The sequence below is a fragment of the Nocardioides eburneiflavus genome, from assembly GCF_004785795.1.
GTDB lineage: Bacteria > Actinomycetota > Actinomycetes > Propionibacteriales > Nocardioidaceae > Nocardioides > Nocardioides eburneiflavus.
In genome coordinates this window covers 1,325,111-1,339,564 of the sequence record NZ_SRRO01000001.1, presented here as the reverse complement: position 1 = coordinate 1,339,564, position 14,454 = coordinate 1,325,111, and the positions used below count along the sequence as shown (strand labels likewise).

Sequence of the window (14,454 nt, the reverse complement as noted above, 5' to 3'; positions counted from 1 at the left end):
GGGCGGGTCACAGGGTCGGCAGCCAGTCGACCCGCCCGGCGAGCGCGGCGTACCCCACGAACGCGCCCACGTCGAGCAGCGTGTGCGCGACCACGAAGGGCATCACCCGCCCCCAGCGCCGGAAGAGCCAGCCGAAGAGCAGCCCCATCGCGAGGTTGCCGACGAAGCCGCCGAGGCCCTGGTAGAGGTGGTAGCTGCCTCGAAGCAGCGCCGCGAGGCCGATCGCCGCGGTGTCGCCGAAGCCGATCTGCCGCAGCCGCACCTGCACGAAGCCGAGCACGACGAGCTCCTCGAGCACGGCGTTCTCCGCGGCCGCGAGGACGAGCACCGGCACCTGCCACCACTCCCCCGGCAGCGATTGCGCGACGACGGTGAGGTTGGTCCCGAGGGCGTAGGTCGCGAGGTAGAACACCACGCCCACCGAGCCCACCCCGGCTGCGAGCAGCGCGCCGCGCCCCCAGTCGCCGAGCGTGCTCCAGCCGCCGTCGCGCGCCCACACCTCCTTGAGCCGGGTGCCGGAGCGGACGAGGAGGTACGCCGCGAGGGCGACCGGCACGAGCGCGAACGCGATCCGCAACAGCTGGTAGGTCAGGTCGAGCCACGGCCGGTCGGGGGCGAGCGAGTTGTTGAGGTTCGCCGCCTGCGCCGACAGCGGCCCGGGCGCGGTCAGCGCCGAGATGATGCTGACGATGGAGTAGACGGCCGACCGGCCGAGCGAGACCAGCAGCACGAGCGCGAGCTCGGTCCACAGCAGCGCCTTCGCCAGGTCGGGGACGCCGCCGGGGACCGGGGTGTCCCGCAGCCGCCACCACGGGCGTACGTCGGTGGTCGTCGTCACGGGAGACAGCATCCCCCAGCGGGCTGAGCCAGTGCTGAGAACCCCTGCTCGTAGACGCGCGGGCAGAAGTGCTCCCGCGGCCGGTGGCTCACGCGTGGCCGCACCGCACCTGTCGACTTCTGTCCGCGCGTCTACGACGATCGACAGGGTGACCACGATCTACGAGGCGGCAGGCGGCATGGCGGTCTTCGTACGGCTGGCCGAGGCGACCCACCAGCGCTGCCTGGCCGACCCGTTGCTCAACCACCCGTTCTCCCACGCCGACAACCAGCCCGACCACACGGAGCGGCTGGCGGCCTACTGGGCCGAGGCCCTCGGCGGTCCGCCGACGTACACCGCCGAGTGGGGCGGCAGCGAGTCGCACGTGCAGCGGCTGCACGCAGGCGAGGGCGAGTACGCCGTCGAGGCCGGTCCCCGCTTCGCCCAGTGCGTGGTCGACTCGTTCGACGAGGCCGGGGTGCCCGACGACCCGGAGGTACGCCGGGCGGTCGCCGCCTACGTCGCGTGGGCGGCGACCGGGCCGTTCCAGGCATGGCCCGACTCCGCGGACGACGTCCCCGACGACCTGACGATGCCGCACTGGGACTGGGACGGGCCCGTCAGCTGACGTCAACCAGCGAGGAGTGACAACCCGTCGTCGCCGACGTCGACCGTCACCGCACCGCCGTCGGTGACCTGGCCGGCGATCAGCAGCCGGGCGAGCGGGTCGCCGATGGCGGACTGGATCAGCCGCCGCAGGGGCCGGGCGCCGTACGCCGGGTCGTAGCCGGTCTCGGCCAGCCAGGCGCGTGCCGCGTCGGTCACCGAGATCGTGATCCGCCGGACGGCGAGCCGCTTCTCCAGCAGCGCGAGCTGCAGGTCGACGATGTGGGCGAGGTCGTCCTTGGACAGCGCCTCGAACATCACGACCTCGTCGAGCCGGTTGAGGAACTCGGGCTTGAAGTGCGCGCGCACCACGCCCATCACCGACTCCTTCTTGGCCACCGGCTCGAGGATCGGGTCGACCAGGAAGTGCGAGCCGAGGTTGGACGTGAGGATCAGCAGCGTGTTGCGGAAGTCGACCGTGCGGCCCTGCCCGTCGGTGAGCCGGCCGTCGTCGAGCACCTGGAGCAGGATGTCGAAGACCTCCGGGTGCGCCTTCTCGACCTCGTCGAGCAGCACCACGCTGTAGGGCCGGCGGCGTACGGCCTCGGTGAGCTGCCCGCCCTCGTCGTAGCCGACGTAGCCGGGAGGCGCCCCGACGAGCCGCGAGACCGAGTGCTTCTCGCTGTACTCGCTCATGTCGATGCGCACGATCGCGCGCTCGTCGTCGAAGAGGAAGTCGGCCAGCGCCTTCGCCAGCTCGGTCTTGCCCGTGCCGGTGGGGCCGAGGAACAGGAACGAGCCGGTCGGCCGGTTGGGGTCGGAGATGCCGGCTCGCGAGCGGCGTACGGCGTCGCTGACCGCGGTCACGGCCTCCGCCTGGCCGATGAGGCGCTCGCCGATGACGGACTCCATCTCCAGCAGCTTGGCGGTCTCGCCCTGGAGCATCTTGCCGGTGGGGATGCCGGTCCACGCCTCGACGACGTCGGCGATCTGCTCCGCACCGACCTCCTCGCCGACGAGCGGCTCGATGTCGGCGGCCTCGGCCTTCTCGACCTCGGCGATCTGCTTCTCGAGCGCCGGGATCTGGCCGTACTGGATCTCCGAGGCGCCGGCGAGGTCACCCTCGCGCAGCTTCTTCTCGGCCTCGATCTTGAGCTGGTCGAGCTGGCGACGCAGCTCGCCCTCGCCCTGGAGCTGGTCCTTCTCGCGCTCCCAGCGGGTCTCGAGCCCGCGCAGCTCCTCCTCCTTGTCGGCGAGGTCCTTGCGCAGCACCTCGAGCCGCTCCGCCGAGGCGGGGTCGGTCTCCTTGTCGAGCGCGAACTCCTCCATCTTGAGCCGCTCGACCTGGCGCCGCAGCACGTCGATCTCCTCGGGCGAGGACTCGTGCTCCATCCGCAGCCGCGAGGACGCCTCGTCGATGAGGTCGATCGCCTTGTCCGGCAGCTGGCGGCCGGTGATGTAGCGGTCGGACAGCGTGGCGGCGGCGACGAGCGCGGCGTCGGTGATGCGTACGCCGTGGTGGGCCTCGTACTTCTCCTGGATGCCGCGCAGGATCTGGATGGTGTCCTCGACCGAGGGCTCGCCGACGAAGACCTGCTGGAAGCGGCGCTCGAGCGCGGGGTCCTTCTCGATGCGCTCGCGGTACTCGTCGAGCGTGGTCGCACCGATCATGTGCAGCTCGCCACGAGCGAGCATCGGCTTGAGCATGTTGCCGGCGTCCATCGCGGAGTCGCCGCCGGCACCCGCGCCGACGACCGTGTGGAGCTCGTCGATGAAGGTGATGACCTGCCCGCCGGCGTCCTTGATCTCCTCGAGGACGGCCTTGAGCCGCTCCTCGAACTCGCCGCGGTACTTCGCACCGGCGACCATGGCGGCGAGGTCGAGGCTCAGCACGCGGCGGCCCTTGAGCGAGTCGGGCACGTCGCCGGCGACGACGCGCTGGGCGAGCCCCTCGACGACGGCGGTCTTGCCGACGCCGGGCTCACCGATGAGGACGGGGTTGTTCTTGGTGCGGCGCGAGAGCACCTGGATGACGCGGCGGATCTCGGCGTCACGGCCGATGACCGGGTCGAGCCGGCCGTCCTCGGCAGCCTGGGTGAGGTCGACGGAGTACTTCTCCAGCGACTCGTACGACGCCTCGGCGGACTCGCTGGTCACGCGCCGGTTGCCGCGGACGGCGGTGATCGCCTCGCGCAGGCCGTCGGCGGTGAGGCCGGCGTCGGCGAGCACCTTCTGGGCGGGCGACTCGACGGTCGCGGTCGCGACGAGCAGGTGGTCGGTGGCGACGTAGTCGTCCTTCATCGACCCGGCGAGGTCGAGGGAGGAGGCGAGGACGCGGGTCAGCGCCGCTGACGCGCTGGGCTGCTGGACGGTCGAGCCGGTGGCGCGGGGCAGCTGCTGCTGCACGCGCTCGGCCTGCGCGAGCAGCGTGGCCGGGTCGACGCCTGCCTTCTGCACGAGGCTGCGGCTGGTGCCGTCCTCCTGCTTGAGCAGGGCGACGAGCAGGTGGATGGGCTCGGTGTGGGTGTTGCCGCCGGTGGTGGCGGCCAGCTGGGCAGCCTCGACGACCTCGCGGCTGCGGGTGGTGAACTTCTCGGCACCGAACGCGCTCAACTCAACTCCTCCATGGGTTCGCTGGGACCACTGTGGTCCGTACCGGGTCAACGCGCCAGAAGTTGAGTCGATTCCCCTCAACTTCGGAAATTTCGGCGCACCAGGAACTGCCGCGGCGCGGGTCTTGACCGGGCGGTCAATCAAGGCGCACCCTGAGCGTGAACGATCCGCCTTGGTAGCGACGGGTCCGAGCGCAGAGAGCGAGGAACCACTGATGGAGAAGTGGACGCGATGGCAGCTCTGGGCGGCGGCAGTGGCCGGCGCCGCCGCAGCCCTGTCACCGCTCGTCATCGAGATGGACGACACCGCGACCTGGACGATGGTGATCCTGGGGATCGTCACCGCAGTGGTCGCGCTGGGCGCGATGGCCGAGGCCGAGGAGAAGATGAGCGGGTACGCCCTGGTGCTCCTCGGCGCGCTGTTCGTCGGGTCGCCGTGGGCGATGGACATCGCCAGCACCGACAACGACGTCGCCGTGACGGCATGGATCGTCGGTGCCGTCGCAGTGATCGCCGGCCTGCTGACCGTGCCCCAGGTCGAGGAGAGGATGCATCACCGCGCGATCCCGCACTAGCAGTGGCGGAGGTCGACGCCGGGCAGGTCGCGGAGGGCGGCCTGCCCGTGCCTCGTGCCCCTCCGCCGACCCGACACCCCAGGAACAGCCCATGGCCGACGACCGCCGCACGCGCATCCTCGACGCGGCCGAGGAGCTCTTCGCCGAGGACGGCTTCGACGCGACGCCCACGGCTCGCGTGGCGGAGGCCGCCAGGGTGCCCAAGGGCCTGGTCTTCTACTACTTCCCGCGCAAGATCGACCTGCTGCTCACCCTGCTGCAGGAGCGGCTGCCCGTGCCGACCACGGACACGGTCACCGACGTCGTACGTCGCGGGGACCCGGCCGGGTCGTTGCTCGCCCTGCACCGCCGCCTCGGACTCGACAGCCACGACTCCCTGGTGCTGCGGACCATCGTCTTCCGCGAGAGCGGCACGCACGAGCAGGTTCGCGACCACCTGCACCGGCTGCGTCGGTCGCTCGTGGAGCTGACCGAGTCGGCGCTGGACCAGGCGGTCGAGTGGACCCTGACGAAGACCCTGCGCCGCCAGGCCGCGGAGACCTTCGTGTCGGTCATGCTCGACCACGCCAACGCGCGCCGTGCCGGCGGTGCAACACCCGACGTGCAAGGCGCGGCTGCCGTCGTGGCGCTGGCCGTGGGGGCGTCCGGCCCGGCCTAGCCCCGACCAGCCGTCAGTGCCGCCGCAGGAGGTAGGTGTCCATCACCCACCCGTCGGCGGCCTTCGCCCGAGCCCGCGCTGTCCGGATGTCCTCGACGACGTCCCCCAGCCGCCCCGCCACCAGCTCCTCGTGCGGGCTGCCGAGGTTGGCTCCCCACCAGATGTCCCAGTCGCCGTCGAGCGACGTCGCCTGCAGCCTGCCGTCCAGCATGACGACGAGGTTGTCGTGCCCGGCGTCGACCTCGACGGCCAGCCGCCGCCCGGTCGTCACCAGCACCGGCCGGCCGACGTCATGCAGCACGACGCGGTGCCGGGCCGCCAGCAGCGAGAGCGCCGAGACGCCCGGCAGCACGTCGTACGGCACGCCGAGGCGCTCGACGACGCGGATCGTCGAGTCGTAGAACGCCGGGTCGCCCCACACCAGGAAGCCGACCGTCCCCGGCCGCTGCGCGACGACGGAGCCGTACGCCGCCGCGCGCGCGTCGTGCCAGTCCAGGACCGCACCGTCGTAGTCCGCGGGGTCGTCGCGGTCTCGCGGCGGGTCCGGCACGGCGACCAGCTCGACCCCGAGGTCGGCGCAGATCGTCCGGCGCAGCGCGAGGAGCGGATCGTCCGGTCCCTTGTCGGCGGCGATGACGTAGTCGCAGCCCGCGATCGCCTCGCGAGCCTCGAGCGTCAGCTGCCCCGGGTGGCAGCCGATCCCGACGATCCGGACGCGGGTCACCGGTCCTCCAGCTCGCCCTCGACGTCGAGGTAGACCTGCTGCAGCGCGGCCACGACCTCGGCGTCCGGCTCCTCCCACAGCCCGCGCTCGGCGGCCTCGTGCAGCCGCTCGACGATGCCCCGCAGCGCCCACGGGTTGGAGGTCCGCAGGAACTGCTGGTTGGTCTCGTCGAGGACGTACTCCTTCGCCAGCGACTCGTACATCCAGTCGTGCACGACGCCCGCGGTCGCGTCGAAGCCGAAGAGGTAGTCGACGGTCGCGGCGAGCTCGAAGGCGCCCTTGTAGCCGTGACGCTGCATCGCCGCGATCCACCGCGGATTGACCACGCGCGAGCGGAAGACCCGGTTCGTCTCCTCCTGCAGCGTCCGCGTGCGGACCGCGTCGGGGGTCGTCGAGTCGCCGACGTACGCCTTGGGGTCGCTGCCGGTCAGCGCGCGCACGGTGGCGACCATGCCGCCGTGGTACTGGAAGTAGTCGTCGCTGTCGGCGATGTCGTGCTCGCGGGTGTCGACGTTCTTGGCGGCGACCTTGATCCGGCGGTAGTTGGTCCGCATGTCGTCAGCCGCCGGCGCCCCGTCGAGGTCGCGGCCGTAGGCGAAGCCGCCCCACGCCGTGTAGACCTCGGCCAGGTCGTCGTCGCTGCGCCAGCTGCCCGACTCGACGACCTGGAGGATGCCGGCGCCGTAGGAGCCGGGCTTCGACCCGAAGATCCGCGTGGTCGAGCGCCGCTCGTCGCCGTGCTCGGCCAGGTCGGCGCGCGCGTGCGCCCGTACGTGGTTGTGCTCGTCGGGCTCGTCGAGGCCGGCCACGAGGCGTACGGCGTCGTCGAGCATCGCCACCACGTGCGGGAAGGCGTCGCGGAAGAAGCCGGAGATCCGAACCGTGACGTCGATGCGCGGGCGGCCGAGGTCCTCGAGCGGGATGACCTGGAGGTCGTTGACGCGGCGCGACGCCTCGTCCCACACGGGGCGGACGCCGAGCAGCGCGAGCACCTCGGCGACGTCGTCACCGCTGGTGCGCATCGCGCTCGTGCCCCAGACCGACAGGCCGACCGACTCGGGGTGGCCGCCGGTCTCGTCGACGTACTTCGCGACGAGCGACTCCGCCATCGCCTGCCCGGTCTGCCACGCGAGGCGGGACGGGACGGCGCGCGGGTCGACGGTGTAGAAGTTGCGGCCGGTCGGGAGCACGTTGACCAGTCCGCGCAGCGGCGAGCCCGACGGGCCGGCGGCGATGAAGCCGCCGTCGAGCGCGTGGACGACCGCGTCCAGCTCGTCGGTCGTGCGGGCGAGGCGTGGCACGACCTGGGTGGCGGCGAACTCCAGCACCCGCTGGACCTCGGGGTCGTCGTGGAGTCGCGTGGCTGCGGCGACGTCCCAGTCTGCGTCGTCCATGGCCTGCACGAGCTCGCGGGCCTTGGCCTCGATCGCGTCAACGGCGTTGGTGGCCTCGGCGTTCTCCTTCAGGCCCAGCGCCGCGCGCAGCCCCGGCACTGCCTGCGCCTGCCCGCCGAAGACCTGCGCGGCGCGCAGGATCGCGAGCACGAGGTTGACCCGCGCCTCGCCGGAGGGCGCCTCGCCCAGGACGTGCAGGCCGTCGCGGATCTGCGCGTCCTTGATCTCGCAGAGCCAGCCGTCGACGTGCATGATGAAGTCGTCGAACTCCTCCGCGTCCGGCTGCTCCTCCAGCCCGAGGTCACGGTGCATCTCGGCGGCGTGCATGAGCTGCCAGATCTCGCCGCGGATCGCCGGCAGCTTGGCCGGGTCCATCGCGGCGATGTTGGCGTGCTCGTCGAGGAGCTGCTCGAGGCGGGCGATGTCGCCGTACGACTCGGCGCGCGCCATTGGCGGCACGAGGTGGTCGACGATCGTGGCGTGGGCACGGCGCTTGGCCTGCGCGCCCTCGCCGGGGTCGTTGACGAGGAACGGGTAGACCATCGGCAGGTCGCCCAGCGCGGCGTCGGTGCCGCAGCTCGCGGAGAGGGCGGCGTTCTTGCCGGGCAGCCACTCGAGCGAGCCGTGCTTGCCGAGGTGCACGACGGCGTCGGCCCCGAAGCCCCCCTCCTCGACGGCACTGCCCAGCCAGCGGTAGGCACCGAGGTAGTGGTGCGTCGGCGCCAGGTCCGGGTCGTGGTAAATCGCGATCGGGTTCTCCCCGAACCCCCGCGGCGGCTGGATGAGCAGCACGACGTTGCCCGCCCTCACCGTCGCGAGCACGAGCTCCTTCTGGTCGTTGACGAACAGCTCACCAGGCGCCTCGCCCCACGCCGCGACCATGTCGGCGCGGAGATCCTCGGGCAGGTCGGCGGTCCAGGCGGCGTACTGCTCGGGCGTGATCCGTACGTGCGCGTCGGTCAGCTGCGCATGCGTCAGCCACTCCTCGTCCTGGCCACCGGCCGCGATGAGCGCGTGGATGAGCGCGTCACCCGCCTCGGTGTCGGTCATCCCGCCGTCGGTCGAGCTTGTCGAAACCAGGTGCGCGACCTCGCCGTCACCGAGGTCGTACCCCTCCTCGGCGAGCCGGCGGAGCAGCCGGACCGCCGAGACCGGGGTGTCGAGCCCGACGGCGTTGCCGATGCGGGCGTGCTTGGTGGGGTAGGCAGAGAGCACGAGGGCGAGCCGCTTCTCGGCGTTGGGAACGTGCCTCAGGCGGGCGTGCCGGACCGCGATGCCGGCCACGCGGGCGCAACGCTCGGCGTCGGCGACGTAGCGCGGGAGGCCGTCGGCGTCGACCTCCTTGAACGAGAACGGCGCGGTGATGATCCGCCCGTCGAACTCCGGGATCGCGATCTGCGTGGCGGAGTCCATCGGGCTGACGCCGTCGTCGGACGCCTCCCACTCGGCGCGGCTGCTGGTGAGGCAGAGGCCCTGGATGATCGGGATGTCGAGCGCCGACATCCGCGCGACGTCCCACGACTCGTCGTCCCCGCCCGCACTCGCGCCCGCGGGCACGCTGCCGCCGGCGGCCAGGACGGTGACGATCAGCGCGTCCAGCGTGCCGAGCGCGTCGTACAGCTCGTCGGGCGCCGAGCGCAGCGACCCGGCGAAGACGGGTACGCCGACCGCGTGGCCCGTCGCATCGATCGCGTCGGCGAGCGCGTGGGCGAAGGCGGTGTTCCCGCTGGCCTCGTGGGCGCGGTAGTAGAGCACCCCGACGCGGGGCAGTCCCTCCACCGCTGGTTGAGCAGCCAGGGACGAGCGTGTCGAAACCCGGGCCCCACCACCAGCCCGCTCCGCGAACCCCCACTGCGGCAGCACCTGCGGCGGCTCGAACCCCTCCCCCGTCAGCAGCACCGTGTCGGAGAGGAACGCATGGAGCTGACGGAGGTTCGCCGGGCCCCCCTCGGCGAGGTAGCGGTGCGCCTCGGCCGCGACGCCCATCGGCACCGACGACAGCTCCATCAGCTCGGCGCTCGGCGACTGCTCGCCACCGAGCACGACGACGGGCTTCCCGGTCGCGGCGACGCGGGCGAAGCCGGAGCAGAGGTCCTGCGGCGAGCCGAGCAACCGGCCCACGACGAGGTCACAGCCCTCGATCACCTCGGCCATCGACTGGTGCCCCGGCCGCGCCGGGTTGGCCAGGACGTAGTCGGCGCCGGACTCCCGCGCGCTCAGCAGGTCGGTGTCGGACGTGGACAGGAGTGCGATGCGCACGGATCCTCCTCGGGGTTCTCGCCCCTCTGTGTGGGATCCGCGTGGTCCAGTATCTGGCTGCGGGCCTGCGCGCAGGCCCTCACAGTGGCGGAACCGCCCCGGAATGGCACCGGGTTCCTGGGTCCCACGCGGAGTGGTCCGCGCAGCCTAGCCGCTGTCGGGCCAGCCAGCGCCGCTGGTTGAGCAGCGAGCGCCAGCGAGCGTGTCGAAACCGAGGCCGTGCCAAGATCGCACCCGTGACCCAGCGGACCCGAGGCGACATGTGCCCCGGCGTCCTCCGCCCGTGGCTCGCCGACGACGGCGCACTCGTACGCCTCCGCGTGCCAGGCGGCCACCTGACCCGCACCGCCCTGCTGGCGCTGACCGACGTCGCCGAGGCGTACGGAGACGGGCACGTCCACCTGACGAAGCGGGCCAACCTCCAGCTCCGCGCGCTCCCGCTGGTCGACGGGGCTGTCCCGCCCGCGGTCGTCGAGGCGATCCGCGCGACCGGCCTGCTCCCGCACCCCGACCACGAGCTGGTCCGCAACGTCCTCGTCTCGCCGCTGACCGGGCTGCACGGCGGGCGCGCCGACCTCCGCCCGGTCACGGCCGAGCTCGACCAGCGCATCTGCGCGACGCCGTCCCTGGCGAAGCTCCCGGGCCGATTCCTGTTCGTGCTCGACGACGGCCGCGGCGACCTCGCCACACGGACCTGCGACCTCGGCCTCGTCGCCCTGTCCGCCGACGAGGTCCAGCTCCGGATCGGCTCGACGCACTGGGGTCCGGTCGTCCCCCTGCACGAGGCCGCCGCCCGCCTCACGGGCCTGGCCCGCGCCTTCCAGCAGGTGCGCGGCAGCGGTGCCGCCGCTGCCTGGCACGTCGACGAGCTCCCGGTCGCGCCGGAGCCGCACGAGGCCGACCCGCGCGCACTCGTACGGTCAGAGCCCCCGGCGTACGGCGCGGTCGCCCCCGGGGTCGCCCACGTCGAGGTGGGGGGTGGCGTGCTCGAGCGAAAGCTTTCACTCACGCTGCCGGAGCACCTGGTCGTCACCCCGTGGAAGTCGCTCGTCGCGCACGCCTCGCTGCCACCGCACGAGATCGCGTGCGGTCCGTACGTCCTCCGCCCCGTCACCGGCGACGACTGGCGCGTCGAGCAGCTGCTGTCGCGGTGCCCCGAGGTCGTGCAGTGGACGAGCTACCCGGCTGACCTGTCCGAGTCGGGGGCGCGCGCCCGGGTCGCCCGCCAGCAGGAGCGGGCACGCGAGGGCGCGACCCAGCGCTACGTCATCCGCGAGGGCGACACACCCCTCGGCACCTGCGGCCTGGGGCGGCTGGACGAGTCGTTGCCGGAGGCTGTGTACGCCCTGCTGCCCGAGGCCCGCGGCCGGGGCGTCGCGACGGCGGTGCTCGGGGCGTTGCGCGACTGGGTGGCCGCCAGCGGACGTCCGGGTGTGACGGTCGTGACCGTCGAGGGCAACACCGCGAGCGCGGCCGTCGCCCGACGAGCAGGCTTCACCCTCGCTGAGACCTTCGAGGACGACCACCGCGGCAGCCTCGCCAGGTTGAACCGATGGACCTGGACCCGCACCTGAGGCGTTCCGGTCCGCACCATGCAGGCAGTTGGCGCGATCGGCGCCGAAGTCCACGCTCAGCCGACCTCATCGCGGCACGAACTGCCTGCACAGTGCTCATCTGACGAGCGACTGCCCTAGGCTGCCCTCGTCACGCGACGCAGGAACCCGGTGCGAGTCCGGGGCGGTTCCGCCACTGTCAGACCTCTCGAGCACGTCAAGGTCGAGCCAGACACTGCCCGCGTGGCGTCACCTGCCTACCCAGGGGCGCGAACCCCGAGGAGCCGTGATGAGCCTTCTTGCCCGACCCACCCGTCGCTTCGACTACGTCGCCAACGGGGCCGCGATCTACGACGAGTCGTTCGCGACGATCCGCCGTGAGGCCCGCTTCGACCACCTGCCCGCCGACGCGGAGCGCGTCGCCGTCCGCATGGTGCACGGCACCGGCCAGGTCGACCTGACGAACGACCTCGTCATCCACCCACGCCTGGTCGGCGCCGCCCGCGAGGCGCTCAACGCGGGCGCGCCGATCGTCACCGACGCCCACATGGTCGCCTCAGGCGTCACCCGCGCCCGCCTCCCCCGCGACAACGAGGTGCTCTGCGCGCTGCACGACCGGCGTACGCCCGACCTCGCGATGCTGATGGGCACCACCCGCTCTGCCGCTGCGCTCTCCCTCCTCGCCGACCGCCTCGAGGGCGCTGTCGTCGCGATCGGCAACGCCCCCACCGCGCTGTTCCACCTGCTCGAGATGCTGCTCGACGGAGCGCCGCGACCCGCCGCGATCGTCGGCGTGCCGGTCGGGTTCATCGGCGCCGCGGAGTCGAAGCAGGCGCTCGAGGAGGTGGACCTGGACATCCCCTACCTCACGGTCCGCGGTCGCCGCGGCGGCTCGGCGATGGCCGCCTCCGCCCTCAACGCGCTCGCCCAGGAGCGGGAGTGAGCGGCCGGCTGTTCGGCGTCGGGCTGGGGCCGGGCGACCCCGAGCTGGTCACCCTCAAGGCGGCCCGACTGATCGGCGACGCCGACGTCATCGCCTTCCACGCCGGCGTCGGCAAGCAGTCCAACGCCCGCCGGATCGCCGCCGACCTCATCCCGAGCACCGCGATCGAGGAGGAGCTCCGCTACCCCGTCACGACCGGCCCGACCGCGCACCCGGGCGGGTACGCCGGCGCGATGGCCGAGTTCTACGAGGAGTGCGCCGAGCGTCTCGCCACCCACCTCGAGCACGGCCGTACGGTCGTGGTGCTGGCCGAGGGCGACCCGCTGTTCTACGGGTCGTTCATGTACCTCCACGACCGGCTCGCCCCGCGCTTCGAGACCGAGGTCGTCCCGGGCGTACCGGCCTTCGCCGCCGCCACCGCCGTCCTCGCCTCGCCGCTCGTGCGGCAGACCGACGTGCTCACCGTGCTGCCCGGCACCCTCGACGTCCCCGAGCTCGCCCGCCGCCTCGCCGACACGGACGGCGCGATCATCATGAAGCTGGGCCGCCGCTTCCCCGGCGTCGTCGAGGCCCTGCGCCAGGCGGGCCGGCTCGAGCACGCGCTGTACGTCGAGCGCGCCTCGATGCCTGCCGAGCGCTGGATGCCCGTGGTCGAGGTCGACCCCGCGACCGTCCCGTACTTCAGCCTGATCGTGGTCCCCGGCGACACGCTGTCAGACGACCCCGGCGGCCGCCGTGCGCCGCTGGTCGAGCAGCGAGCAGACGTGCCGCTGGTTGAGCAGCGAGGTACGAGCGTGTCGAAACCAAGCCCCCTGCTCGTCATCGGCCTCGGCCCCGGCCCGGACGCGTGGCTCACCCCCGAGGCATCGGAGGCCCTCGCCCAGGTCGACCACGTCGTCGGCTACGCGCCGTACGTCAACCGCGTCCCCCAGCGCGAGGGCCTCACCCGGCACGCCTCCGGCAACACCGTCGAGGTCGACCGCGCCCGCCTCGCCCTCGAGCTGGCGAGCACGGGCGAGCGGGTGGCGGTCGTCTCCGGCGGGGACGCGGGCGTCTTCGGGATGGCGAGCGCGGTCTTCGAGGCAGCGGCCGACCACCCCGACGTACCCATCGAGGTCCTCCCCGGCGTCAGCGCCGTCCAGGCCGTTGCCGCGAGGGCAGGCGCCCCGATCGGCGCGGACTTCGCGGTCGTGTCGCTGAGCGACCGCCTCAAGCCGTGGCCGGTGATCGAGCGACGTCTGCACGCGATCGCCGAGGCCGACCTCGTGCTCGCGGTCTACAACCCCGCCTCGCGCAGCCGCACCACCCAGGTCGCCGACCTCCAGAAGCTCTTCCTGGAGCACCGCAGCCCCGACACCGTCGTCGTGGTCGGCCGCGACGTCGGCCGCGCCGAGGAGTCGCTGACCGTCACCACCCTCGCCGAGCTCGAGGCCGACGCGGTCGACATGAAGTGCCTCCTGATCGTCGGCGCCTCGTCGACCACGGTGACCGCGTCCGGCCGGGTCTGGACGCCGAGGTTCGTGGAGTGACCGTCCACTTCGTCGGTGCGGGTCCTGGAGCGGCCGACCTGATCACCCTGCGCGCCGCGTCCCTTCTCGCGGCCGCGGACGTCGTGCTCTACCCGGGGACGTACCTCGACGCCGAGGTCCTCGCCCACTGTCCCGACGCCCGACAGGTCGACACGCAGCGCCTCGACCTCGACCAGATCACCGCCGTCATGGTGTCGGCCGCGTCGGACGGGCTGGAGGTCGTGCGCCTCACCTCCGGCGACCCGTCCCTCTACTCCGCCCTCGCCGAGCAGACCGCCCGGCTCGACGCCACCGGGGTCGCCTGGGACGTGTGCCCGGGAGTGCCGGCGTACGCGGCCGCGGCCGCCGTCGTCGGCCGCGAGCTGACCGTCCCGCTGGTCGCGCAGAGCGTCGTCCTCACCCGCACCCAGGCCCGCTCCACAGCGATGCCCGCCTCCGAGTCGTTGGCCGCCTTCGCCGCGACCCGCGCCACGCTGGTGCTGCACCTCGCGATCACGAGGACCCGATCGCTCGCGGACTCCCTGGCCCAGGAGTACGGCTCCGACTGCCCGGCCGTGGTCGTGCATCGGGCGTCCCAGCCCGACGAGCTCGTCCTCCGCGGCACGCTCGCCGACATCGCCGACCGGGTCGAGTCGGCCGGGCTGAGGCAGGCCGCAGTGATCCTCGTGGGGTGGGCGCTGGCTCGCGACGGTGGGGAGTCGTGGCTCTACACGGCGGGCCGCGCACGATCGACTCCCTGACGGTGCGGTCCGCCGGCGGCGGGACGTCGCCCGTACGGCAGGAT

The 14,454-nt window shown here is 72.7% G+C and carries 11 protein-coding genes and 2 riboswitches; of the genes, 7 read left to right on the top strand and 4 right to left on the bottom strand.

The features are described 5' to 3' along the window. Window positions 1–7: 7 nt before the first annotated feature. Entirely contained in the window at window positions 8–838 is an 831-nt protein-coding gene (locus EXE59_RS06255; protein WP_246056557.1) for a CPBP family intramembrane glutamic endopeptidase, read from the bottom strand. A 148-nt stretch (window positions 839–986) separates the two neighbouring features. Between EXE59_RS06255 and EXE59_RS06250 the strand changes: the two genes are divergently transcribed. Continuing rightward, on the top strand, window positions 987–1,445 hold the full coding sequence (locus tag EXE59_RS06250; RefSeq protein ID WP_135838132.1) for a globin domain-containing protein: 459 nt from the start codon (window positions 987–989) through the stop codon (window positions 1,443–1,445). A gap of 2 nt (window positions 1,446–1,447) precedes the next feature. Here EXE59_RS06250 and clpB read toward each other — a convergent pair whose 3' ends face one another. Further along, window positions 1,448–4,036, bottom strand: coding sequence for an ATP-dependent chaperone ClpB (clpB, locus tag EXE59_RS06245; RefSeq protein WP_135838131.1), 2,589 nt, complete (start codon window positions 4,034–4,036; stop codon window positions 1,448–1,450). Between the two features lie 214 nt (window positions 4,037–4,250). Between clpB and EXE59_RS06240 the strand changes: the two genes are divergently transcribed. Together EXE59_RS06240 and EXE59_RS06235 are read left to right on the top strand one after the other, a co-directional pair. After that, window positions 4,251–4,610, top strand: coding sequence for an SPW repeat domain-containing protein (locus tag EXE59_RS06240; protein ID WP_135838130.1), 360 nt, complete (start codon window positions 4,251–4,253; stop codon window positions 4,608–4,610). A gap of 91 nt (window positions 4,611–4,701) precedes the next feature. Next, window positions 4,702–5,268, top strand: a complete 567-nt coding sequence (locus EXE59_RS06235; protein ID WP_135838129.1) for a TetR/AcrR family transcriptional regulator — start codon at window positions 4,702–4,704, stop codon at window positions 5,266–5,268. A gap of 13 nt (window positions 5,269–5,281) precedes the next feature. On the opposite strand, the gene cobF is transcribed toward EXE59_RS06235, so the two are convergent. After that, window positions 5,282–5,992, bottom strand: coding sequence for a precorrin-6A synthase (deacetylating) (gene cobF, locus EXE59_RS06230; protein WP_135838128.1), 711 nt, complete (start codon window positions 5,990–5,992; stop codon window positions 5,282–5,284). Further along, window positions 5,989–9,645, bottom strand: a complete 3,657-nt coding sequence (cobN, locus tag EXE59_RS06225) for a cobaltochelatase subunit CobN (protein ID WP_135838127.1) — start codon at window positions 9,643–9,645, stop codon at window positions 5,989–5,991. Before cobN ends, cobF begins: the two co-directional genes overlap by 4 nt. A 27-nt stretch (window positions 9,646–9,672) precedes the next feature. After that, window positions 9,673–9,810, bottom strand: a riboswitch (cobalamin riboswitch). Window positions 9,811–9,881: 71 nt separating this feature from the next. Between cobN and EXE59_RS06220 the strand changes: the two genes are divergently transcribed. From EXE59_RS06220 to EXE59_RS06205, 4 genes are all read left to right on the top strand, one after another. Further along, complete coding sequence (locus EXE59_RS06220; protein ID WP_135838126.1) at window positions 9,882–11,219, top strand: GNAT family N-acetyltransferase; 1,338 nt, start codon at window positions 9,882–9,884, stop codon at window positions 11,217–11,219. 101 nt (window positions 11,220–11,320) lie between these two features. Next, window positions 11,321–11,456: riboswitch (cobalamin riboswitch) on the top strand. Window positions 11,457–11,487: 31 nt separating this feature from the next. Beyond that, a complete protein-coding gene (locus EXE59_RS06215) occupies window positions 11,488–12,141 on the top strand; it encodes a precorrin-8X methylmutase (protein ID WP_135838125.1) in 654 nt (217 codons plus the stop codon). Beyond that, window positions 12,138–13,670: a precorrin-2 C(20)-methyltransferase gene (locus EXE59_RS06210; protein WP_135838124.1), complete on the top strand. Its 1,533-nt coding sequence runs from the start codon at window positions 12,138–12,140 to the stop codon at window positions 13,668–13,670. The genes EXE59_RS06215 and EXE59_RS06210 overlap by 4 nt, the downstream gene beginning before the upstream one ends. After that, the gene (locus EXE59_RS06205) at window positions 13,667–14,410 is read left to right on the top strand and encodes a cobalt-precorrin-4/precorrin-4 C(11)-methyltransferase (RefSeq protein ID WP_135838123.1); all 744 of its coding nucleotides are present in this window, start codon (window positions 13,667–13,669) and stop codon (window positions 14,408–14,410) included. Before EXE59_RS06210 ends, EXE59_RS06205 begins: the two co-directional genes overlap by 4 nt. Window positions 14,411–14,454 lie beyond the last annotated feature (44 nt).